Origin of the sequence: Limnohabitans sp. Rim8, from assembly GCF_943326455.1 — a bacterium.
In the GTDB taxonomy this organism is placed as follows: Bacteria; Pseudomonadota; Gammaproteobacteria; order Burkholderiales; family Burkholderiaceae_C; genus Limnohabitans_A.
Genome location: NZ_CALPTI020000010.1, coordinates 51,611 through 73,575, shown reverse-complemented (window position 1 = coordinate 73,575; position 21,965 = coordinate 51,611). Strand labels below are relative to the sequence as shown.

The 21,965-nt window shown below is 58.9% G+C and carries 22 protein-coding genes; 12 read left to right on the top strand and 10 right to left on the bottom strand.

The genetic code is table 11. The features are described from left to right. Nucleotides 1-60 precede the first annotated feature (60 nt). Nucleotides 61-687, top strand: a complete 627-nt coding sequence (locus tag Q1M54_RS08970) for a response regulator (RefSeq protein ID WP_300556405.1) — start codon at nt 61-63, stop codon at nt 685-687. Nucleotides 688-758: 71 nt separating this feature from the next. Here the strand turns inward: Q1M54_RS08970 and ettA are convergent, their stop codons facing one another. The 3 genes from ettA to Q1M54_RS08955 form a co-directional block, all read right to left on the bottom strand. Beyond that, nucleotides 759-2,420, bottom strand: a complete 1,662-nt coding sequence (gene ettA / locus Q1M54_RS08965) for an energy-dependent translational throttle protein EttA (RefSeq protein ID WP_300556403.1) — start codon at nt 2,418-2,420, stop codon at nt 759-761. Nucleotides 2,421-2,503: 83 nt separating this feature from the next. Further along, on the bottom strand, nt 2,504-3,457 hold the full coding sequence (locus Q1M54_RS08960) for a 3'-5' exonuclease (RefSeq protein ID WP_300556401.1): 954 nt from the start codon (nt 3,455-3,457) through the stop codon (nt 2,504-2,506). 31 nt (nt 3,458-3,488) lie between these two features. After that, on the bottom strand, nt 3,489-4,496 hold the full coding sequence (locus Q1M54_RS08955) for a tripartite tricarboxylate transporter substrate binding protein (RefSeq protein WP_300556399.1): 1,008 nt from the start codon (nt 4,494-4,496) through the stop codon (nt 3,489-3,491). A gap of 335 nt (nt 4,497-4,831) precedes the next feature. Here Q1M54_RS08955 and Q1M54_RS08950 point away from each other — a divergent pair, with 335 nt between their 5' ends. Beyond that, the gene (locus tag Q1M54_RS08950) at nt 4,832-6,667 is read left to right on the top strand and encodes a DEAD/DEAH box helicase (protein ID WP_300556397.1); all 1,836 of its coding nucleotides are present in this window, start codon (nt 4,832-4,834) and stop codon (nt 6,665-6,667) included. A 70-nt stretch (nt 6,668-6,737) separates the two neighbouring features. Here the strand turns inward: Q1M54_RS08950 and Q1M54_RS08945 are convergent, their stop codons facing one another. Then, the gene (locus tag Q1M54_RS08945) at nt 6,738-7,121 is read right to left on the bottom strand and encodes a hypothetical protein (protein WP_300556395.1); all 384 of its coding nucleotides are present in this window, start codon (nt 7,119-7,121) and stop codon (nt 6,738-6,740) included. A 112-nt stretch (nt 7,122-7,233) separates the two neighbouring features. On the opposite strand from Q1M54_RS08945, the gene Q1M54_RS08940 reads away from it, so the two are divergent. Then, on the top strand, nt 7,234-8,232 hold the full coding sequence (locus Q1M54_RS08940) for a 2-hydroxyacid dehydrogenase (RefSeq protein ID WP_300556393.1): 999 nt from the start codon (nt 7,234-7,236) through the stop codon (nt 8,230-8,232). Between the two features lie 7 nt (nt 8,233-8,239). Here Q1M54_RS08940 and Q1M54_RS08935 read toward each other — a convergent pair whose 3' ends face one another. After that, on the bottom strand, nt 8,240-9,280 hold the full coding sequence (locus Q1M54_RS08935; protein WP_300556391.1) for a LacI family DNA-binding transcriptional regulator: 1,041 nt from the start codon (nt 9,278-9,280) through the stop codon (nt 8,240-8,242). Between the two features lie 186 nt (nt 9,281-9,466). On the opposite strand from Q1M54_RS08935, the gene Q1M54_RS08930 reads away from it, so the two are divergent. From Q1M54_RS08930 to Q1M54_RS08890, 9 genes are read left to right on the top strand one after another with little or no spacing between them, the layout of a single operon-like run. Further along, nucleotides 9,467-10,426, top strand: a complete 960-nt coding sequence (locus Q1M54_RS08930) for a 2-hydroxyacid dehydrogenase (protein WP_300556389.1) — start codon at nt 9,467-9,469, stop codon at nt 10,424-10,426. Between the two features lie 10 nt (nt 10,427-10,436). Next, nucleotides 10,437-10,967: a gluconokinase gene (locus Q1M54_RS08925; RefSeq protein ID WP_300556387.1), complete on the top strand. Its 531-nt coding sequence runs from the start codon at nt 10,437-10,439 to the stop codon at nt 10,965-10,967. 19 nt (nt 10,968-10,986) lie between these two features. Next, on the top strand, nt 10,987-11,325 hold the full coding sequence (locus tag Q1M54_RS08920; protein ID WP_300556385.1) for a hypothetical protein: 339 nt from the start codon (nt 10,987-10,989) through the stop codon (nt 11,323-11,325). Between the two features lie 39 nt (nt 11,326-11,364). After that, a complete protein-coding gene (locus Q1M54_RS08915) occupies nt 11,365-12,339 on the top strand; it encodes a TRAP transporter substrate-binding protein (protein ID WP_300556383.1) in 975 nt (324 codons plus the stop codon). A gap of 53 nt (nt 12,340-12,392) precedes the next feature. Next, entirely contained in the window at nt 12,393-12,932 is a 540-nt protein-coding gene (locus Q1M54_RS08910; protein WP_300556381.1) for a TRAP transporter small permease, read from the top strand. After that, nucleotides 12,929-14,212 carry a TRAP transporter large permease subunit gene (locus Q1M54_RS08905; protein ID WP_300556379.1) on the top strand — a complete coding sequence of 428 codons (1,284 nt, stop codon included), beginning with the start codon at nt 12,929-12,931 and terminating at the stop codon, nt 14,210-14,212. The genes Q1M54_RS08910 and Q1M54_RS08905 overlap by 4 nt, the downstream gene beginning before the upstream one ends. Continuing rightward, entirely contained in the window at nt 14,194-14,976 is a 783-nt protein-coding gene (locus Q1M54_RS08900) for an SDR family oxidoreductase (protein ID WP_300556377.1), read from the top strand. The genes Q1M54_RS08905 and Q1M54_RS08900 overlap by 19 nt, the downstream gene beginning before the upstream one ends. Before the next feature lie 20 nt (nt 14,977-14,996). Continuing rightward, nucleotides 14,997-16,037, top strand: a complete 1,041-nt coding sequence (locus Q1M54_RS08895; protein WP_300556375.1) for an L-idonate 5-dehydrogenase — start codon at nt 14,997-14,999, stop codon at nt 16,035-16,037. Nucleotides 16,038-16,078: 41 nt separating this feature from the next. Next, the gene (locus Q1M54_RS08890; protein WP_300556373.1) at nt 16,079-16,828 is read left to right on the top strand and encodes an SDR family oxidoreductase; all 750 of its coding nucleotides are present in this window, start codon (nt 16,079-16,081) and stop codon (nt 16,826-16,828) included. A gap of 45 nt (nt 16,829-16,873) precedes the next feature. Here Q1M54_RS08890 and Q1M54_RS08885 read toward each other — a convergent pair whose 3' ends face one another. From Q1M54_RS08885 to Q1M54_RS08865, 5 genes are all read right to left on the bottom strand, one after another. Continuing rightward, nucleotides 16,874-18,067: a mandelate racemase/muconate lactonizing enzyme family protein gene (locus tag Q1M54_RS08885; RefSeq protein WP_300556371.1), complete on the bottom strand. Its 1,194-nt coding sequence runs from the start codon at nt 18,065-18,067 to the stop codon at nt 16,874-16,876. 97 nt (nt 18,068-18,164) lie between these two features. Further along, nucleotides 18,165-19,172 carry a TRAP transporter substrate-binding protein gene (locus Q1M54_RS08880; RefSeq protein WP_019427722.1) on the bottom strand — a complete coding sequence of 336 codons (1,008 nt, stop codon included), beginning with the start codon at nt 19,170-19,172 and terminating at the stop codon, nt 18,165-18,167. Nucleotides 19,173-19,207: 35 nt separating this feature from the next. Further along, nucleotides 19,208-20,506: a TRAP transporter large permease subunit gene (locus tag Q1M54_RS08875; protein ID WP_300556368.1), complete on the bottom strand. Its 1,299-nt coding sequence runs from the start codon at nt 20,504-20,506 to the stop codon at nt 19,208-19,210. After that, nucleotides 20,503-21,069 (bottom strand): TRAP transporter small permease, encoded by a 567-nt coding sequence (locus Q1M54_RS08870; RefSeq protein ID WP_300556366.1) that lies wholly within the window; start codon nt 21,067-21,069, stop codon nt 20,503-20,505. Before Q1M54_RS08870 ends, Q1M54_RS08875 begins: the two co-directional genes overlap by 4 nt. A 14-nt stretch (nt 21,070-21,083) precedes the next feature. Then, the gene (locus tag Q1M54_RS08865) at nt 21,084-21,875 is read right to left on the bottom strand and encodes a FadR/GntR family transcriptional regulator (protein WP_300556364.1); all 792 of its coding nucleotides are present in this window, start codon (nt 21,873-21,875) and stop codon (nt 21,084-21,086) included. Between the last annotated feature and the right edge of the window lie 90 nt (nt 21,876-21,965).

Genomic DNA, 21,965 nt, shown 5'->3' with positions numbered 1-21,965 from the left:
ATAGCGCAATAAAGTGTTATATTTTTTTGTGTTTAATATTTTTGTTATTAAAATAAACCCATGCAAACACCACACAACCCCGACACACCCGAGGACTACTGCGGCACCACCTATGCAGCCAAGCTGCTGGGTTTGTCCGTGGGTACCATTCAAACCTTGGTCGAAAAAAACGAACTACAGGCTTGGAAGACGCAAGGTGGTCACCGCCGCATCTCCATGCTCTCCATTCGCGATTACCAAAAAAAGCACAACATGCTGATGAGCCCGCTGGATGGCAGAGAACATCGCCTGCGTGTGTTGTTGGTCGAAGACGATCCCGTCACCCGAGACATGATCCGAGACTTTTGCGGCCGTTGTGAGATGCCCGTCGATTGCACGGCCATGTCCTCCGGTCTCGAAGCCTTGATTGACATGGCGAGCATCCAACCTGACGTGCTCATCGCCGATCTGAACATGCCCGGCGTAGATGGTTTTGAATTGCTCAAAACCCTCAAGCATTCGCCACAATTTCAACGCATGACCTGCTTGGTGATTTCCGCCCTCAGTGCAGATGAAATTGCTGCCAAAGGTGGCCTGCCAGAAGGCACCATCTTCATGGCCAAACCTGTGAACATGCAATGGTTCAACGGCTTTTTAACGGCCTTGATCGCAGGTCGCAGACTTGAGCAGGCTCCTGCAATGGCTTAAAGCTTGTCAGCCAATCAAAAAACGGGCCCCAAGGGGGCCCGTTTTTCATGGTCAATGAACAGGTCAACGCATCACTTCAGTGCCTTGAAGCGCACGCGCTTGGGCTTGGCACCCTCCTCGCCCAAGCGCTTTTTCTTGTCGGCTTCGTATTCCTGGTAGTTGCCATCAAAGAACACCCACTGGCTGTCGCCTTCAGCGGCCAGAATGTGCGTGGCAATGCGGTCCAGGAACCAACGGTCGTGGCTGATGACCATGATGGAGCCGGCAAATTCGAGCAACGCGTCTTCCAAAGCGCGCAAGGTTTCCACATCCAAGTCGTTGGAGGGCTCGTCCAGCAGCAAAACGTTACCGCCCTCAATCAGGGTCTTGGCCAGGTGCAAACGGCCACGCTCACCGCCCGACAGCATCCCGACCTTTTTTTGCTGATCGCCACCGTTGAAGTTGAAACGACCGCAATACGCGCGGCTAGGCATCTGGAACTTGCCCACGTTGATGATGTCCAAGCCACCTGAGACGTCTTCCCACACGGTTTTGTCGTTGTCCAGGTCGTCGCGGTTCTGGTCCACAAAAGCCATGCGAACGGTCTGTCCGATCTTGACTTCACCGCTGTCCGGCTGCTCTTTGCCCGAAATCAGTTTGAACAGGGTCGACTTACCGGCGCCGTTAGGACCGATGATGCCGACGATGGCACCCGCAGGCACCTGAAAGCTCAGGTTGTCAATCAGCAAACGGTCGCCAAAGGACTTGCTGACATTCTTGAACTCAAACACTTCATTGCCCAAGCGCTCGGCCACAGGGATGAAAATTTCTTGCGTCTCGTTGCGCTTTTGGTAATCGTGGTCGCTCAACTCTTCGAAGCGGGCCAAACGCGCCTTGCTCTTGGCTTGGCGGCCTTTGGGGTTGGCCCGCGCCCATTCCAGCTCTTTCTTCATGGCTTTGGAGCGAGCGTCTTCGGTGCGCTGCTCAGTGGCCAGGCGGGCGTCTTTTTGCTCCAACCAGCTGGAGTAGTTGCCTTTGTAGGGAATACCGGAGCCCCGGTCGAGTTCCAAAATCCATTCGGCGGCATTGTCCAAGAAATAACGGTCGTGGGTGATGGCCACCACGGTGCCCGAAAAGCGCTGCAAAAACAGCTCCAGCCAGTCCACCGACTCTGCGTCCAAGTGGTTGGTTGGCTCATCCAACAACAACATATCGGGGCGCGAGAGCAGCAGACGGCACAGCGCCACACGGCGTTTTTCACCGCCCGATAGGTTGCCGATCACGGCATCCCATGGAGGCAGTCGCAGCGCATCGGCCGCGATTTCGAGTTGGTGGTCAGAGGCGTCACCGGCAGTGGCAATGATCGCTTCGAGCTTGGCTTGTTCGGCGGCCAGGGCGTCAAAGTCGGCGTCTTCTTCGGCGTAGGCGGCATACACCTCTTCGAGGCGGGCTTGCGCTGCCTTGATCTCGCCCATGCCGTTTTCGACCGATTGGCGGACGGTTTCGTTGGGGTCAAGCTGGGGCTCTTGCGGCAGGTAACCGATTTTCAGGCCCGCCATGGGAATGGCTTCGCCCTCGATCTCTTTGTCGATGCCGGCCATGATCTTCAGCAAAGTAGACTTGCCCGATCCGTTGGTGCCCAGCACGCCGATCTTGGCACCTGGGAAGAAAGACAGCGAAATGTCTTTGAGGATGTGACGCTTGGGCGGCACGATCTTGCCAACCCGGTTCATCGAAAATACGTATTGAGCCATGTGTAAACCTGAATAGAAAAAAGCGCGGTTGCAGCGCGTGCAACCCGGCATTATCCCCGCTTGCCGGGGTTTGAAGGAAAAAATCAGACCGTACGCTCAGACACGTGACCTGATCGCGAGGAATACTGCACCCGGCTGTCCAAGGCCTCCAATTGCACCCGTGCACTGCGGCGGCCATACACCTCTTCGCGCAGCCAGTCGCACTCGGCGTCCAGCAAATCGTCTGAAGCCAAACTGCACCACCATACCCGGCCTTCGCCATCCCAGCGGTAGCCGCGGGCCTTGAGTTTGTCTTTGGACTCGAACGGCGCCCCCGTAGCCCTCAATTTGTACCGGGTTTGGCCCAGTCCGGACAAAAGCCGCGACAAGCCGGTTTGACCATCGGTCAATGGCGAGGCCAGGACCTGCAACAAGGCATGGCAGTCGACCTGAGCCCGGTGCGCGTCGTAAAACCAGCCGCGCTCAGACGCCAAAAACTCCAATTTGGCCGAGCCGCTGCCCTCTTTTTTCCAGTCAATGCCTTGAAAAGAACAAGCCCACGCCTTGTCAGCAAAAACCGGAAAACGCGCCTCCACAAAGGGCCGATCAAACCCGGCGTTGTGGGCCACCACCAAATCAGCCTCTTGTACCAGCGCTTTCACGGCCGCGTCGTTGATGCGTTGGCCCTGCACCATGCTGTCGTCAATGCCTGTGATCTCGGTGATCTGCGGCGGGATCGGCCTTCCCGGGTCTTCAAACGACTCGTAAACCGTGACTGGCCCCACCGGCAAACCGGTCGTCGTGTCCACCAACACCGACAACATGGCCAACTCGATGACCTTTTCGCTCTTGCTGTCCAACCCGGTGGTCTCGGTGTCCAGCACGATCACGCGCTGGGTGGCTTGCCCGCTCAAAGGACCGTAATCGGTCTGCGGCACCAAACGCCGCAGCACCCGAAAGTCTGGGTGCTGTGCCAGGGTTTGGGCCATGGTCTCGGGATCGCTGGACGCAGCGGGGGCCGGGACATCAAAAAAACTCAATTGGTCGCTTTTTTTCATAAGCCCAGATTAAACCGCGACTTCGGCGATCTCAGTCCAGCTTGATGCCCAGATCCACCGCCAGCTTGATCCAGACGGGCACTTCAGCCTCCCAGTCCTTGCGGGTGGCCGCCAGGTTTTTGGGTTTGTTGGGGATGGCAAAGGTTTCACGCAGCTTGGCGGCTTTGTCGGTGTTGGACCAGGCCACGGCCTCGTCGGCCATGCGTTTGAGCACGGCTTCGGGTGTGCCGGCAGGGGCCACCAGCGGCAGCCCGCCTTCTAGGGTGACCAGTTTTTCGGTGTTGCCTTGCTCGGTGAGCGTAGGCACATCGGGCAGTTTGGGCGAGCGGTAGTTGCCGGTCACGCCAATGGCGCGCACGCCCCGTGTGGACACAGCATTGAACGCCTGGAAACTGCCCACCGCAATTTGCAATTGGCCCGAGGCCACATCCAGCCACATGGGCGCTTCACCCCGGTAGTGCACCGACTGGATGGTGGTGCCCTGCTGGCGGTTGGTCTGATCGGCCAGCATGTGCGGATAGGAACCCGGCGCATAGGTGCCCATGGAGGTGTTGTTCTTCTTGGCCCAGGCCACAAACTCGGCCATGGTCTTGGCAGGGATCTTGTCGTTGATGCCCACCACCAACGGGCCGGATGGAAACACGGTCACTGGGGTCAGGTCTTTGTCCAGGTTGTAGGGCAGCTTGGCGTACAAGACCCTGTTTTGCCAAAACGTACCTGAGGTGCTCATGACAAAGGTGTAGCCGTCGGCTGGGGACTTGGCCACCGCATCGATACCGATGATGGCGCCTGCACCGGGCCTGTTTTCAATGACCACCGGCACACCCAAACGACCGCTGAGGAACTCACCGTAGTTGCGGGCATAAGCATCGGTCAGACCGCCTGGTGGAAAGGCCACCACGATTTTGATGGGCTTGGCTGGCCATGCGGCCGTCTGGGCATGGGCTGACCCCATCCAAGTCAAGCTGGTCAGACCGACAGCCATCAGAGTGGACGCCATCAAAAGATGACGGCGTGTGTTGAGGTGACGAATGAGCATCGGGTCTCCCTAGGTGATGTTGGATGTGTCTGGTTCACAGTCTAGGCGGGTATCTTTACGCTTTGAATTGGGGTTTGAACCCATGACACCCACAGGAGCATGCGGGTTGGTCAAAATGGTGCTTGTCAGGGCTTCTCTGGCTTTGTGAGACAATTCACCCCGTTGAGGCCTCCAGTTGCTTCAGCATCAGCACTCCTGCTGGGGCCTGACCCGGGCATCGCTCAAAACAAGCGCCTGCGGTTTCCATGCCCACCCTAAGACCTGTCGACCCACACTGGTCACTGCCAACAGCATTGATTGAGTCGACACCCAGCGCCGGACATGGCGCTCAGAAAATGAACTTTGAAGAATTGAACCTGGCCCCGGCCATCATGCAAGCGGTGCGCGAGCTCGGCTACGACACCCCCACCCCTATCCAGGCACAAGCCATTCCCGCCGTTTTGGCCGGACAAGACTTGCTGGCCGGCGCACAAACTGGCACCGGCAAAACCGCCGCCTTCACCTTGCCCATGCTGCACAAGCTGAGCCTGAGTGAGCCCGGTCAAAACCGCTTTGGTGGCAAAGCCATCCGCGCTTTGGTGCTCACGCCCACCCGCGAATTGGCCGCGCAGGTCGAAGAATCGGTGCGCGATTACGGGAAATACCTCAAGCTCGACTCCGCCGTGATTTTTGGTGGTGTGGGCATGAACCCTCAAATCAGCAAAGTCAAACGCGGTGTGGACATCTTGGTGGCCACACCCGGCCGTTTGCTTGACTTGCAAGGGCAAGGTTTTTTGGACTTGTCCAGCATCGAAATGCTGGTTCTCGATGAAGCCGACCGCATGCTGGACATGGGTTTCATCCACGACGTGAAGAAAGTCCTGGCCTTGGTGCCCAAAGACAAGCAAAGCTTGTTGTTCTCGGCCACATTCAGTGACGAGATCCGCGAACTTGCAGCCAACTTGCTCAAAGACCCGCAAAGCATCCAGGTCACACCCAGCAACACCACGGTTCAGCGCATCACGCAGGTGATCCACCCGGTGGGCCGCAGCAAGAAAAAAGACGTGCTGTTGCACATCATCCAGAAGCACGATTGGAGCCAGGTGCTGGTGTTCACCCGCACCAAGTTCGGCGCCAACAACGTGGCCGATTTCTTGACCAAAAACGGCGTGAAAGCCATGGCCCTGCACGGCAACAAGAGCCAGACAGCGCGCACCCAGGCTTTGGCCGGTTTCAAGAGTGGCGAGATTCGCGCCTTGGTGGCCACCGACATTGCCGCGCGCGGTATTGACATCGAAGACTTGCCGCACGTCGTGAACTTTGAAATCCCGAACGTCTCCGAAGACTACGTGCACCGCATTGGACGCACGGGCCGCGCCGGCGCCAGCGGCGAAGCCGTGAGCTTGGTCTGCTTGGACGAAGAAGGCTTCATGATGGACATCGAGCGCTTCACCAAACAAGAAATTCCAGTCCAGATGCTCGAAGGCTTTGGCCCCGAGCCAGGCGAGGTGGCCGAGCCCATCGCCATGGGTCGCCAAACTTTGTGGGGCGGTGCAGGCAAGCCGCCAAGCCGCGATGTGATGGCCGCAGCCGCCAAGGCCGCACGCCAAGACATGATGCAGCGCATCCGCGACAACAAAGTCGCCGTGGGTGGTGGTGGCCAAGGCCAGCGCCAAGCACGCGGTGAGGGCCAAGGCCCTGCCCGTGCGCCACGCAACGGTCCAGCGCCATCACGCCGGAACGGCCCTCAAGGTGGCCCCCAAGGTGCTCCACGTTTTGAAGGTCAGGGCGATGGTCGCCGAGAAGGTGGACGTGATGGCGGACGCGGCCAAGAGCAACGCGGCGATCCACGCTTTGAGAACCGCGGTGATGGCCAAGGCCGTCCTCCACGGGGCCCGCGTCATGATGGCCGTGGACCTGGTCGTGGCCCGCAAGGGGGACAAGGTGGGCAAGACCGCCACCGCAACGACGGTGACGAATTGCCACGCCACATTGACCCCCTGAAAACCACGCAGTTTGCGCGGCTGGACTTGCCCAACCGCAAGCCCGTGCGCAGCAGCGGGCAGCCAGACCCGACACGCACCAGCATCGACAGCTTGGCCAGCAGCGGCCGCCGTGGCGGTGGCGGCGGTTACGGTGGTGGCAACCGGGGTGGCAACGGCGGCGGCGGAGGCCGTGGCTTCGGTCGTTGATCAGCCCCCTGCACCATGAACAGAGCCCGCCAAAAGCGGGCTCTTTTTTTTGCACGACTGACCGGCTGAATCAGTCGCGCACGAACAAAGTCACCAGCGGATCGGGGCCGACTTGGCGGCTCCAGTGACCGTGCACGGCGGGGTCAAACGTGGCCCCTTGGGGCAGCGTATCGGCCGAATAGAAAAAATCACCCGGGCCAAAAACGCGTGAGCTGCCGTCTTGCAAGAAAATCTCCATCTGGCCACCCAACACAAACAGCCACTGCGGGTTACCGGTGCAATGGAAGCTGCTGCGAAAACCCACCGGACTTTGGCGCAACTGGCAGGCGCTGGCCGCCATCAAAGACGACAACTGACTCTGCGGTGTGCCCTCGGTCAGGGCTATCGACTCTTCTCGAAAACGGGCACGTCCGTCGGTGTCGGTGAAGAGAATGACTTTTTTCAGGGCTTGCATGAACGTGACCTTTTCCTAAAAACTACAAGGCCCGATTGTCGCCGAGCCAACAAGTTGACCCAAGGTCCGTGACTTAGACTGAAAGTCAAGTTTTTCACCCCAACCAGACGCCATGAACACCGCCCCTTTGAACATCGTTTTCCATGGCCAGAATGCAGCCAATTTTCGCCAAGGTTTTGAAGCACTGATCGCCCCAGAGCACCGCATCAGCGATCTGAGCGATGGGCTGGATCAGCCGGGTGAACAGTCCTTGTACGAAAACGCGGATGTGGTGATCGGCATCCAGCTCCACAGCGCCATGCCCACCCCCCTGAAGGCGCGGCTGTTCCACGCTCCGGCCGCGGGCACCGACGCTATCTCGACCGCGCTGCTGCCCACGCAGTGCTCGCTGGCCAATTGCTTTGGACACGAGAGCGCGATAGCCGAGTACGTGATGGCCGCCTTGCTGACGCGCCATGTGCCATTGGCACGCGCTGACCAAGACTTGCGCCAAGGCCAATGGACGTTTTGGGCTGGTCGCCAGGCCGCACTACGCTCAGAACTGGGGGCGCAAACCCTGGGCCTGCTCGGCTTTGGGCACATCGCGCAAGCCGTGGCCCACCGCGCCAAGGCCTTTGGCATGCGGGTGCATGTGGCCAACCGCAGCCCCATCCGTCACCCCCTGGTGGAGCACAGCTGGACGCTGGACGACTTGCACGCCTTCATGGCCAGCGCCGATGCGGTGGTGGTCAGCCTGCCGCTGACCAAGGACACGAAGGGGCTGGTGAATGCTTCGGTCTTGGCCGCCATGCGGCCCGATGCGGTGCTGCTCAACGTGGGACGGGGTGCGGTGATCGATGAGTCAGCGCTTTACGCGGCCCTGAAATCACGTCAAATTGGAGGAGCCGTGATCGACACTTGGTACCAGTATCCCACCCCTACGCAAAGCGAATGCGCACCGTCGAAGTTCGATTTTTCGGGTTTGGACAACGTGCTGATGACGCCGCACATGTCGGGCTGGACAACCGGCACGGTGCGCCGCCGCCAGGAGACCCTGGCCGAAAACATCGGCCGCTTGAGCCGGGGCGAGCCCTTGATCCATGTCCTGCATGGGCCAGGCAGCATGGGTTAAAAACGCCTCAGCTGCTTTGGCGCTGGACGATCTCGAAGCCCAAGTCAAGCTGGGGCTGCTCGGGCTCCTCACCGCGCATCAAGCTCAACAGCATGTCCGCGGCCGCCTGGCCAATGCGCGCTCGCGGCGTGCGAACGGTGGTCAGCGGGGGCAGCATTTGGTCGCTGCCGGTCAGGTCATTGAACCCGGCAATGGCCACTTGCTGCGGCACCGACACCCCCCTGCGCAGCGCCGCCATCAAAGCGCCTTGGGCCAGGTCGTCGTTGCAAAAAAAGATGGCGTCCACGGTGGGGCGCTGCTGCATGATTTGCTCGAACATCAAGCCACCCAATGCCAACGATGAGGGTGCGGGGTTGAGGAATTCGAGCGTGGGGTCGAACACACCCGCTTCTTGCAAGGCGTGACGCCAGCCGTACAGACGCTGCATCACGCGCGGATCGAGTTGCGCCGCGGCAAAAGCGATGCGGCGGCGGCCTCTACCCAGCAGGTGGCGCGTCATGGCAACGCCTGCATCGGTTTGCCGAAAGCCCACACAATACAAGGCTTCACCGTCGCTGGCGGGCATATCCATCAGGTGCACGCAGGGCACCTGGCTGCGTGCCATCAGCTGGCGTGTCGCCGGGTTGTGATCGAGACCGGTCACCAGCAGGCCCGCCGGGCGGTGCAGCAGTTGCTCGCGCAACAGTTGTTCTTCTTCGCTGGGGTTGTAGTGGGTCACGCCCATGAGGGTCTGGTAGCCGGCCGCGCGAAAACTGGTTTGGGCGGCGTCGAGCAGGTCCACAAACAGGGCATTGGACAACAGTGGAATCAGGATGCCCACATGGTCACTGCGCTGCGAGGCCAAGGCCCTGGCTGCCGGGTCGGGCACATAGCCAAGCATGTCCGACACGGCCATGACGCGCTCAATCAGGGCCGGGTCCACCGCCCGCTCCCCGCGCAGCGCCCGCGAGACGGTGCTGGGGCTCACGCCCGCGGCGCGGGCCACATCACTCAGCGTGACGCGGCCTGATGCGCGGTGCTTTCGGGTCTGGGCAAGAGGACTAGGCAAGGGTTTATCCGTAGAAGTTCTGGGTGACCAGGTCGATAGGATAGCGCTATCCCTCAGGTTTTGAAGAGAAATCTTGCCAAAACCGGATCTCCCGCAAGCCAGCCGATGTCAAGGCATTCGATCTGGGTGACATTTTTTAAGCCTTTTGGACAGCGCTGTCCAAAAGCGAGGAACAGGAGTTGTGACGTGTCCAAACCCGATGTGCTGGCCGTGGCCAAACTGCACCCCTTTTACCAAAAAGCCCTGGAATCGCTGTACACGGTGCACGACCGCACGCATGTGACCGACCCGGCCGCCTTTGCCGCCCTGGCCCACCGCATCGTGGGTGTTGCCGGCACGGGGGAGGCCAGCGTGCCGCGCAGTCTGCTGGCGCAACTGCCCAATGCCAAAGTAGTGGCGGTGTTTGGCGTGGGCTATGACGGTGTGGATGTGCCCGCCGCTATCGAGTACGGCATTCCCGTGACCCACACACCCGATGTGCTGACCGACGATGTCGCGGATCTGGCCATGGGTTTGGTGTTGTCGGTGGGCCGCGCCATTCCTCAGGCAGACCAGTTTGTGCGTGCAGGCCAGTGGCCCAACGGCCCCATGGCCTTGGGCCGCAAGGTCACGGGCGCACGCCTGGGCATCGTCGGGCTAGGCCGCATTGGCAAGGCCATCGCGCAACGGGCTCAGGCTTTCGGCATGTCGATCGCCTACACCGCCCGCACCGAAAAACCAGAATCGAGCCACAAGTTCTATCCCACGGCGACCGATCTGGCCTCTCACGTGGACTTTTTGGTAGCCATCACGCCCGGCGGCGCAGGCACCAAACACCTGATCAACGCCGAAGTGCTGAAAGCCCTGGGACCCCGTGGCTTTTTGATCAATGTGGCCCGTGGCAGCGTGGTTGATGAAGAGGCCCTGATCACCGCCCTCCAAAACGGCACCATCGCAGGCGCAGGCCTCGATGTGTTTGCCAACGAACCCCATGTGCCCGAAGCGCTGTGGAGCCTGCGTAATGTTGTGCTGACGCCGCACATGGCCAGCGCCACCTCCGAAACACGGCAGGCCATGGCCGATCTGGCTTTTGACAACATGAAGGCCGGCATTGCGGGACAGCCTCTGCACACACCCGTGCCCGAGTGCCAAGCTGCGCTGAAGTGAGCCACAGTCAATGCGCATGAACACCATGCCTTTGCGCCTGATCGTCATGGGGGTGTCCGGTTGCGGCAAGTCGACCATGGCGAGCGCCTTGGGCGAACGCATGGGTCTCGAAATGGTGGATGGCGATGACTTGCACCTGCCCGAGAGCGTGGCCAAGATGCGCTCGGGCATTGCCCTGCAAGATGCCGACCGCTGGCCCTGGCTGGACCGCATTGGGCACTACCTTGCGCAAGCCCAAGAACCCGGGCGCGTGGTCGCCTGTTCAGCACTCAAGCGCGTATACCGCGAGCGCATCCGCGAACAAGCAGGCGATGTGTGCTTTGTGTTTTTGGATGGCGACTTCGATTTGATCCAACAACGCATGCGCCAGCGAGTGGGGCATTACATGCAACCGGGTTTGCTCGACAGCCAGTTCCTCACCCTCGAAAAGCCCCGGGCCGATGAAACCGATGTCATTCGCCTGCCCATCACCGAGCCCATACAGGACATGGTCGCGCAAGCACTCCAGGCTCTACACAGCCGGCTGCACCCTGCCCTCTGATTTTTACGAAAGTCTCCTCATGTTCATCCGCTGTGCATTCTTCCAAGGCCAAGTCAAACCCGGCATGGAAGAAGCGTTCAACCGCTACATCCGAGAGAACCTGGTGCCCCTGTGGACCCGTTTTCCCGGCGCCCAAGAAGTGCGCGTCTTGCGCCAGGTCGAAAGCGATGTAGCCGATCCTCACTTTGGCATGGTGCTGGCCGTCCGCTACCCCAGCCGCGAGGCGATAGCGATCGCCCTGGCCTCCGAGGTGCGCATGAAGAGCAAAGAAGTGTCGAAAGACATGATCGCCATGTTCGATGGCACTGTGTTTCACACCGTCTTCAGCGCAGATGAATATGCGCTGCCCACCGATTGAGTTTTGCGACAGTCCTTTTTTAAACCAGGAGACAACACCATGAAACTTTCCCGCATCCTTCTCGCCTGCCTTGTGGCCGCCGTCGGCTCCAGCGCTTACGCCGCCAAGTTCAACCTGAAAATGGGCCACGCGGTCAACGCCACCGACGGCCAGCATGCCGCCGCCCTGAAGCTGGCTGAACTGGTCAAACAACGCACCAACGGCGACGTTGAAATCACCGTGTTCCCGGCCAACCAATTGGGCAACGACGCGGCCATGATCAACGGCACACGCGGCGGCACGATCGACATCGTCTCCAGCGGTGCCTCCAACTTCAACGGCATCGTGCCCAACACGGCCGCGATGGAACTGCCCTTTGTGTTCCGCAGCGCACAACACGCCTACAACGTACTGGATGGTGCGGTCGGCACCGGCGTGCTCAATGAGCTGACACCTCACGGATTGAAAGGCTTGGCCTACTGGGAAAACGGCTGGCGCGCCTTCACCAACAACAAGCGTCCGGTCAACAAGCCCGAGGACTTGAAGGGCTTGAAGATCCGCTCCACACCCAATCCGTACCACATCCAGGCCTTTCGCCTGCTGGGCATGAACCCCTCGCCCATGCCAATTGCCGAGCTGTACACCGCCTTGGAAACCGGCACCTTTGACGCACAAGAGCACCCGATCAACGTGACCTGGTCGTCCAAGTTCTTCGAAGTGCAAAAGCACCTGACGGTGAGCAACCACGTTTACTCGCCTTTGGTGGTGGCGATGAACAAGGCCAAATTTGACAGCCTGCCCGCCAACTACCAAAAAATCATGGTCGATGCAGCACGCGAAGCCGCCACCTTCCAACGCAACTTGAACGCGTCCAACGCGGGCAAGGTGTTGGCCGATCTGAAGAAGTCCGGTATGCAGGTGATTGAGAAGGTGGACATGGCCCCGTTCCAGAAGATCGTGTCAGCAGAAATTGCCAAAACTTTTGGCGAGAAAAACGGACCGGCTTTGCTCAAAGCCATCGAAGACACCAAGTGATGATTTGACCGACAACACGCCCCCTCCTTGGAGGGGGTTTTTTTGATTTCCGTATGAAAAAAATCAACGACCTTTTCTTCAAGCTGGCAGAAGTCACGCTGGTCATCATGTTGTCGGCCATGGTGATCATGGTGTTTGGCAACGTGGTGCTGCGCTACGGCTTCAACGACGGCATCATCAGCTCAGAAGAGTTGTCGCGGTTTTTGTTCATCTGGATCACCTTCTTGGGGGCCATTGTCACCATGCGTGAAAACGGTCACCTCGGCTTGGACACCATCGTGCGCAAGCTCAGCCTTCGCGGCAAAAAATTGGCTTTCGCTGTGTCCAACCTGCTGATGCTGGGCTGCTGCAGCCTGATGTTTTACGGCACACTCAAACAACACAGCATCAACGCCACCACACGCTCGGCCGTGACGGAAATACCCATGAGCTGGGTCTATGGTGTGGGCTACATCACCAGTGTGGCCATGGGTCTGATGATCCTGGGCAAACTGGTGCATCTGGCACAAGGAAAATTCAAAGAGACCGATTTGATCCAAGTGCAAGACTCTGAAGAAATCGCGATCGCCCACACACAAGGGGCCTCCAAATGACCGTGATTGTTTTCATTGTTTCGCTGCTCGCCGCCATGGCGCTGGGCATGCCACTGGCCTTTTCACTGCTGGTCTCAGGCGTGGCTCTGATGCTGCACCTGGACAACTTCGACACGCAAATCGTGTCGCAAAACCTGATCAACGGGGCCGACAACTTTCCGCTGATGGCCGTGCCCTTTTTCATGTTGGCCGGTGAGTTGATGAACGCAGGTGGCATGAGCCGGCGCATCGTCAATTCGGCCATGGTCTGGGTGGGCCACTTTCGTGGCGGCTTAGGTTATGTGGCGGTGTTCGCTGCCATTGTCATGGCCAGCTTGTCGGGCTCGGCTGTTGCCGACACGGCTGCTCTGGCCGCCGTCTTGCTGCCCATGATGCGCAAAGCCGGTTACCGCATGGACCGCTCGGCGGGCCTGATTGCCGCGGGCGGCATCATTGCGCCCGTGATCCCGCCCTCGATTGGCTTCATCTTGTTTGGCGTGATCGGCGGCGTGTCGATCTCCAAGCTGTTCATGGCGGGCATTTTTCCAGGGCTCATGATGGGTTTTGCCCTGATCGTGACCTGGTGGATCGTGGCCCGCAAAGACAAGGTGGAGGTGGCCGAAAAGGTGCCGTTCAAAGAACGCATCTCGGTGACCATCAACGCGTTTTGGTCTTACCTGCTGGCCATCACCATCATCGGCGGCATGAAGATGGGCGTTTTCACGCCCACCGAAGCGGCGGTGGTGGCGGTGGTTTACTCCTTGTTTGTGGGCCTGTTCATCTACCGTGAAATCAAGGTCAAAGACCTGTACCGCATCATTTTGTCGGCTGCCAAAACCTCTTCGGTGGTCATGTTTTTGGTGGCAGCGGCTTTGGTGTCGGCCTGGCTCATCACGGTGGCCAACATCCCATCGCAGATTGTCGCAATTTTGCGGCCGTTCATCGAGAACAAAACCCTGCTGATGGTCATGTTGATGCTGCTGGTGATGATTGTGGGTACAGCGCTGGACTTTGCCCCCACGGTACTGATCCTGACGCCCGTGCTCATGCCTTTGGTCCGCGAAGCAGGCATTGACCCGGTCTACTTTGGCGTGCTGTTCATCATGAACAACGCCATCGGTTTGCTGACTCCACCCGTGGGTACGGTGCTCAACGTGGTCTGCGGGGTGGGCCGCATTCCCATGCACGACGTCATACGGGGTGTCATGCCTTTCCTGATATCCCAGGTGGTGGTGATGGGTTCGCTCATTGCCTTCCCGAGCCTGGTGATGGTTCCTCTGAAATGGTTGTTGATGCGATGAATGTTCTGGATTCCTTCAATTTATCGGGCCGCCGCGCCCTGATCACAGGCTCGTCTGCAGGCATTGGCTTGGCGCTGGCCGAGGCTCTTGCGCAAGCCGGGGCCCATGTCATCTTGAACGGCCGCACGACGAGCAAAGTGCACGCCGCTGCGCAGACCTTGAAAGCACACGGCTTGTCGGTCAGCACTTCGGTGTTTGACGTGACCGATGCCAACAGTGTGCGTGCTGCGGTAGAAACCATCGAAGCGCAGGGCCCCATCGACATCCTGGTCAACAACGCGGGCATGCAAATTCGCGGCCCGCTGCACGAGTACCAAGATTCCGATTGGCACACCCTCATGAAGACCAACCTGGACAGCGTGTACTTCGTGGGCAAGGCAGTGGCCCAAAAAATGATTCCACGTGGACGCGGCAAGATCATCAACATCTGCTCGGTGCAAAGCGAACTGGGTCGCCCCGGCATTGCGCCCTACACCGCCACCAAGGGCGCTGTGAAAATGCTGACCAAAGGCATGGCGATTGACTGGGGCCAGTTCGGCATCAACGTCAACGGCATTGGCCCGGGCTACTTCAAAACCGAGCTGAACCAGAAGCTGGTCGACGATCCGGCTTTCAGCAGCTGGCTGGTGGGCCGCACACCCATCCGCCGCTGGGGCGATGTGCAAGACTTGGGCGGCGCGGCCGTCTTTCTGGCCTCAGACGCCTCGCGCTTTGTGAATGGCCATATCCTTTATGTTGACGGCGGCGTGACCGCCACCCTTTGAAGCTTTTGCGAGGACCCCCCATGAAATCCGTTGTCTGCCATTCGGCCCAAGACCTGCGCATCGAACATACCGAGTTGCCACCTTTGGGTGAGCAGCAGCTGCGCGTGAATGTGGCCTATGGCGGCATTTGCGGCTCGGACCTGCATTACTACCAACACGGTGGCTTTGGCACCGTGCGCATCAAGCAGCCGATTGCGCTGGGTCACGAAATCTCGGGTGTGGTCGATGCTGTGGGAGCGGGTGTGAGCGGCGTGCCCCAAGGCCAGCGCATTGCCATCTCACCTTCGCGCCCCTGCGGCCACTGCCGCTTTTGCCAAGCGGGCCAGCACAACCATTGCCTCCACATGCGTTTTTACGGCAGTGCCATGCCCTTCCCGCACATCCAAGGGGGCTTCAGTGAGCAACTCATCATCGAGGGCTACCAAGCCCACCCGATTGCCGACCACCTGAGTCTGTCCGAAGCCGCCTTGGCTGAGCCTTTGTCGGTGGGCTTGCACGCCATCCAGCGTGCGGGCAGCGTTTTGGGCAAGCAAGTGCTGGTGACCGGTTGCGGCCCCATTGGCTCGCTTTTGATTGGTGCATTGCGCCGTGCGGGTGCTGCCCGCATCGTGGCCGCCGACATCGCCGACTTGCCTTTGACTTGCGCCAAAGAGATGGGCGCTGACGAGACCATCAACCTCAAGACCCAACCCCAAGCGCTAGAGGCCTACAAGGTGGAAAAAGGCCAATTCGATGTGGTGTTTGAAGCCTCGGGCAGTGAAGCCGCTTTGCGCTTAGGCCTGGACACCATCGTGCCCCGTGGCGTGCTGATCACCGTGGGCATGGGAGGCGACATCAGCCTGCCCATGACGCAAATCGTGGCCAAAGAGGTGGACCTGCGCGGCACTTTCCGCTTCCACGCCGAATTCGCCACCGCCGTGCGTTTTTTGAACGAAGGCCTGGTCAACGGCAAACCCGTGATCACCGGCATCTTGCCTGTGGAGCGCGCCATCGAAGCTTTTGATCTGGCCGCAGACAAAAGCCAGTCGCTCAAGGTACAGATTTCTTTTCAAAACGCCTGAAAATCGCAGGTTTTTCCAGTCCTCTCTAGAAAGTTTTCACCATGTCCAAAATCGCCCTCGTCACCGGTGCCAGTTCAGGTATTGGCAAAGCCTGCGCCCTGGCCCTGCTCAAAGAAGGCTGGCAAGTGGTTCTGGTTGGTCGCCGAGCCGACGCACTGGCCGCTGCCGTGGCCGAAGCAGGCCCCCATGCTGGCAACGCCCACGCCATCCCGACCGACCTGTCCAAAGAGCCTGAAGTCAAAGTCCTGTTTGAGCAAATTCGTTCGCGCTTTGGCCGCCTCGACTTGGTGTTCAACAACGCAGGCATTTCCCTGCCCTACACCTTGCCAGGCGACCTGTCGGGTGACGAATGGCGCCGTGCGGTGGACATCAACCTGAACGGCGCTTTCTACACCTTGTCGTACGCCTTCAAGCTGATGCAAGAGCAAAGCCCGCAAGGCGGCCGCATCATCAACAATGGCTCGATCTCAGCCCATGTCCCGCGTCCTGGCTCGATTGCCTACACCGCCACCAAGCACGCCATTTCGGGCCTGACCCGCGCTGCGTCTTTGGACGGCCGCCCCTACAGCATCGCCGTGGGCCAGATCGACATCGGCAACGTGGCTTCAGACATGACCCTCAAAATGGCCTCGGGCGTGCACCAGGCCGACCTGACCATCAAAGCCGAACCGCGCATGGACATGAGCGCTGTGGTCGAGACTTTCCTGACCATGGCCCGCCTGCCTTTGTCCGCCAACATCTTGTTCACCACCGTCATGGCCACCAACATGCCGTTTGTGGGTCGCGGTTGATTTTTCGAGACCCATGTGCAAGGGGGCCCTCTCAGACCCCCTTTTTCATCGGCTGATGCGCACCACCGCATCGCCCCTCTTGTGCAAGTCGGGCAGCAACTCCAAGCCCAGACCCGGTTTGTCGTTCAGGCTGATCATGCCGTTTTTGACTTGCGGCAGCTCGGTCACCAGCTCCTTGTACCAGCCGCTGTAAAAAGCACGCACACTCTCTTGAATCAAGGCATTGGGCGCATGCAGCGACAAGTGGGTGGACGCAGCCCACACCACAGGCCCGGTGCAGTCGTGCGGGGCCACGGGCAGTTGCCAGGCGTCTGCCATGGCAGCGATTTTGCGTGCCTCGGTCAGCCCCCCGCACCAACTCAGGTCCAGCATGGCCACGCCCGCCACGCCGGTTTGTAAATAATCCTTGAAACCCCATTTGTAGCTGAGCGTCTCGCTCGCACAAATCAGCGCCTTGCAGTCCACCGCGTATTGCTTGAGCAAGTCTAGGCTGTCCATACGGATGGCATCTTCGTGCCAGAAGGTGTCGAACTCTTGCAGAGCCCTTGAAATTTTTTGCGCCATGGGCAAGCGCCACAGACTGTGGAACTCCACCATGATGTCCATCTTGTCGCCCACCGCATTCCTGATTTTTCGAAAAGGCTCCAGCGCCGTGTTCAGGTCTTGCGGGCTGATGTACTGGCCATGCGACTTTTCTGCAGCCACATCAAAAGGCCAAATCTTCATGCCGGTGATGCCTTCGGAGAGCAACGACTCGGCCACCTCGTCGGCACGGTGCAAAAAGCCCTGCAGGTCTTCGTAAGGCCCGGCGTTGTTGCCCAAACCCCAGTTGCTGCTGGTCTGGTTGACGTTGCTGCGGATGTATTGGTAGCCCGCACAGGTGTTGTACACGCGAATCTCATCGCGGCTCTTGCCGCCGAGGGCCGTGTAAACCGGCATGCCAGCGGCTTTGCCAAAGATGTCCCACAAGGCGATGTCCACAGACGAGTTGCCACGCGTTTCCACACCAGAACCGCGCCAGCCTAAATAGCCAGTGATGTCGCGCTGGCGAGACTCGATGGCCAGAGGGTCTTGGCCGATCAATTTAGGCGCGACCCATTCGTGCAAATAAGCCTCAACCGCTTGCGCACCCATGAAAGTTTCACCCAAGCCCACCAAGCCCTCATCGGTGTGCACGCGCACCCAGATGATGTTGGGAAACTCGCCCAGACGGATGGTCTCAAGTTGCGTGATTTTCATGTGAACACCTATTCAGTCGTTAAAAAAGCCCCACAGCTTGGGGCTGTGGAGCTCTGGGTCAGCGCCATCGAAAGCGCCTCATCAAAGGGCGTGAAGATCAACCGCCGCGTGACTTGCGCAGCTCGTCTTGGACCACCTTGATGGCATCGGCGCCAATCGAGTCTTTGTGCTTGTCGTACACCGAAGCCACGCGCGCGCGGATGCGGTTTTGCTCGGCAGCACTGACTTCATTGACCTGCATGCCCTTGGTTTTGAGCGAAGCCAAAGATCTTTCGTTCAGGGCACGGTTGGCGGCACGCTGGACTTTTTGGCCTTCAAGTGCAGCTTCACGCAACACCGCCTGCTCTTGTGGGTTCAGCTGGTCCCACAGTTTTTTGCTGTAAAGAATCAGGAACGGCGTGTAGGCATGTCGCGTCACACTCAAGAAACGCTGCACTTCGTTGAACTTGGAGGTCTCAATCGTCACGAAGGGGTTTTCCTGACCGTCGATGGTCTTGGTCTCCAGCGCGGTGAACACCTCGCCAAAAGCCATGGGCACGGCATTGGTGCCCAGCGTGCGGAAGGTGTCCAGGAAGATGTTGTTCTGCATCACACGAACTTTGACACCCTCAAAATCCTCCAACTTGGTGACTGGGCGCTTGCTGTTGGTGAGGTTACGGAAACCGTTTTCCCAATACGCCAGGTTCACCAAGCCTGCGGCTTCGAGCTTGGCATTGAAGTACCTGCCAGCTGCACCATCAAGGACAGCATCGGCTTCTTTTTCATTGGCAAACAGGAAAGGCAAGTCAAACACACCCAACTCTTTGATGATGCCCACCAAAGGCGAGCTGGAGGTGCAAACCATCTCTTGCGTACCTGCACGCAAAGCCTGTGTGGCTGGCAAGTCACCGCCCGCGGCACCACCCCAGAAGGCGGTGATTTTCATCTTGCCGCCGGTTTTGGCCGCCAGCACTTCTTGCATTTTCTTCACGCCCACACCAACTGGGTGGTCTTCGTTCACGCCGTTGGTGAACTTGATGTTGCGGTCGGCAAACTGGGCCATGGCACTGGAGGCCACCAAGAATGTGCCCGCAATCAGGGCCACCAAATTTCTGCGTTTCATCATGCTTGTCTCCTTTAAAAAATACACGGGTTAAAAAATCATCTCAGCATCCATTTCATCGGCTCGATGACGATAGATGGAAAAGCAATCAACAAGGCCAGCACAGCGAGTTGCGCCCACAAAAATGGCAGCACCCCTCTGAACGCCGTGTCCATGTTGATTTTGGCCACACCACACACCACATTGAGCACGGTACCCACGGGTGGTGTGATCAGGCCGATGGCGTTGTTCATGATGAACAACACACCAAAATAAACGGGATCGATGCCCGCCTTGATGACCAAAGGCATCAGCACCGGGGTCAGGATCAACACGGTGGGTGTGAAGTCCAGCGCCGTGCCCACCACAATGACCAAGAGCATCAACACCACCATCAGCAAAGTTTTGTTGTGCATGAGTGGCTCCATCATCCGGGCCACCTCGGCCGGAATGTTGGCCACCGTGATCAACCAAGCGCTGACCATGGCGGCAGCCACCAAGAACATGATCACCGAGGTGGTTTTACCGGCCGCCAAAATCAAGCCGTACAACTTGGACCACTGCAACTCACGGTAAATGAACACCCCCACCACAAAGCTGTACACAGCGGCAACCACGGCCGCCTCTGTCGGGGTGAACACACCAAACTTCATACCGCCAATGATGAACACCGGTAAGCCCAAAGCCAAAATCCCTTCACGGGTCGCTTTCAGTTTTTCGGCCAGCTTCATGCGAGGTCCAGGCTGCACATTTTCGCGCTTGGCCACCCACCACCAAGTCAAGCCAATGGCCACGCCCATCAACAAGCCTGGCACGATGCCCGCCAAAAACAGCTTGGTGATAGAGACGTTGGCCGCCACACCGAAGATGATGAAACCGATCGAAGGCGGGATCACCGGCGCGATGATGCCGCCCGATGCAATCAAACCGGCCGATCGCCCCACGTTGTAACCCGCCCGCTTCATCATCGGAATCAACAAGGCCGCCAGTGCGGCTGTGTCGGCCACGGCCGAACCCGACAGCGAGGCCATAATGACCGCTGCCATCACAGCCACATAACCCAAGCCCCCACGGAAATGACCCACCCAGGCCATGGCCAGGTTCACGATGCGGCGGCTCAAGCCACCGGCATTCATGAACTCGCCCGCCAACAAGAAGAACGGCACGGCCAGCAACGGGAAGTTGTCGGCCCCATCGACAAAGCGCTGCGCCAATATTTGGCTGTCGAACGCGTTGATCATGCCGTTGCTGGCCATGTAGGCCATCAAACTCAAACCACACACCAGCAAGGCATAGGCAATGGGCATGCCCAAGGCCATCGCCCCAAGCAGACTGAACACAAAAACAGCGATGGTCATGCGCGCCCCCGCATTTCAGGTGTCATCGCTTTGGGTTCCAAGTCTTCGAGGGCCACTGCGTCCTCAGACTCCACCACCATCACCAAGTCCTCTTCTTTCAGGCGACCCGTCAGCAGCAAGCGCAGTTGATTAAGGTTCATGACCGCCATGACGCTGGCTGTGACGTAACCGATGCCATAGATCCAGATCATGGAAATGCCCACCACCACCGAGATGTTGGTCACTTGCAAGTCGTGCATTTTCCAAGTACCCCAAAAAAACAAAGCATTGCAAAGCAGCATCAGGATTTCGCTGAGAAAAAAGCACATCTTTTTACCGCCCAAAGGCAAGCGACGCACCAGGGTATCCACACCCAGATGACCCTTTTCACGCATGGCCACCATCGCCCCGATGTAGGTCAGCCAAATGAAGCAATATCGCGACATCTCGTCTGAAACCGATATGCCCGAATTGAACCCGTAGCGCAACACCACGTTGCCAAAGACCATGATGACCATGGCCACCAGGCAGGCCACCACCAGGAACTCCAACAGTTTGAAAAAAACATTGATCGTCTTTTGCATGCGTGTCTTTCGGCTCAGGCCACTGCCCTGATCACTTTCTTGCCGGCCGTCTTGACAGACCGGTTTTTCGATTGGATGCGGGTGGCCACCCCCGAGACCGTGGGCAACTTGCGGCGCGAGGCCAACACCTGCTCAATGTCTTGTCGGGCGCCTTCGATCAAGACCATGACGGCCCGTTCGGCCTTGGCAGGGTTGCGGGCGATGACAGCGTTGAGCACCGCACGGTGCAAAGGCAAGGACGTCTTGGTGCCATCCTCAATGCGGGTGGAAATTTCGAAACTGGTGCGCAGCAAGGCATTGAGCGCCTTGCTCATTTGCACCAGCATGCGGTTGTGCGAGGCCTGCAGCAAACCTTCATGAAAACGCAGGTCGTGCGTGACGTAATCGCCACCCTCTTCCACTGCTTGTTTCATGCCCGCATAGGCGGTCTCAATGTGGGCGATGTCTTCGGGCGTGGCCCGCTCAGCAGCCAGGCGCACTGCGGCTGGCTCGACCACGCGACGCAGCTCTTGCAAGTCTTTCAAAAACTCAGGTGTCAGACCGCAGCGAGCCTGCCAAGCCACCACATCGGGGTCAAACCAGTTCCAGTGCGCATCGGGCATGACGCGCGTGCCGACCTTGGGGCCGGTCGATAGCAAGCCTTTGGCCACCAGCGACTTGATGGCCTCGCGCACCACGGTGCGGCTCACACCCAACTCTTCGCACAAAACAGGCTCAGGAGGCAGGCTTGCGCCCACCCCATAACGACCAGACAAAATGGCCTGGCCCAATAAATCAAGAGAATTTTTGTGGAAATTGTTCGTCATGGCCGAATACGGTCGAGCGACCTATCATATGATGATTGGCGACCGGAGACAGACTCTGGTAAACCCTAGGCAGGGTCTTATTGGCGTCTA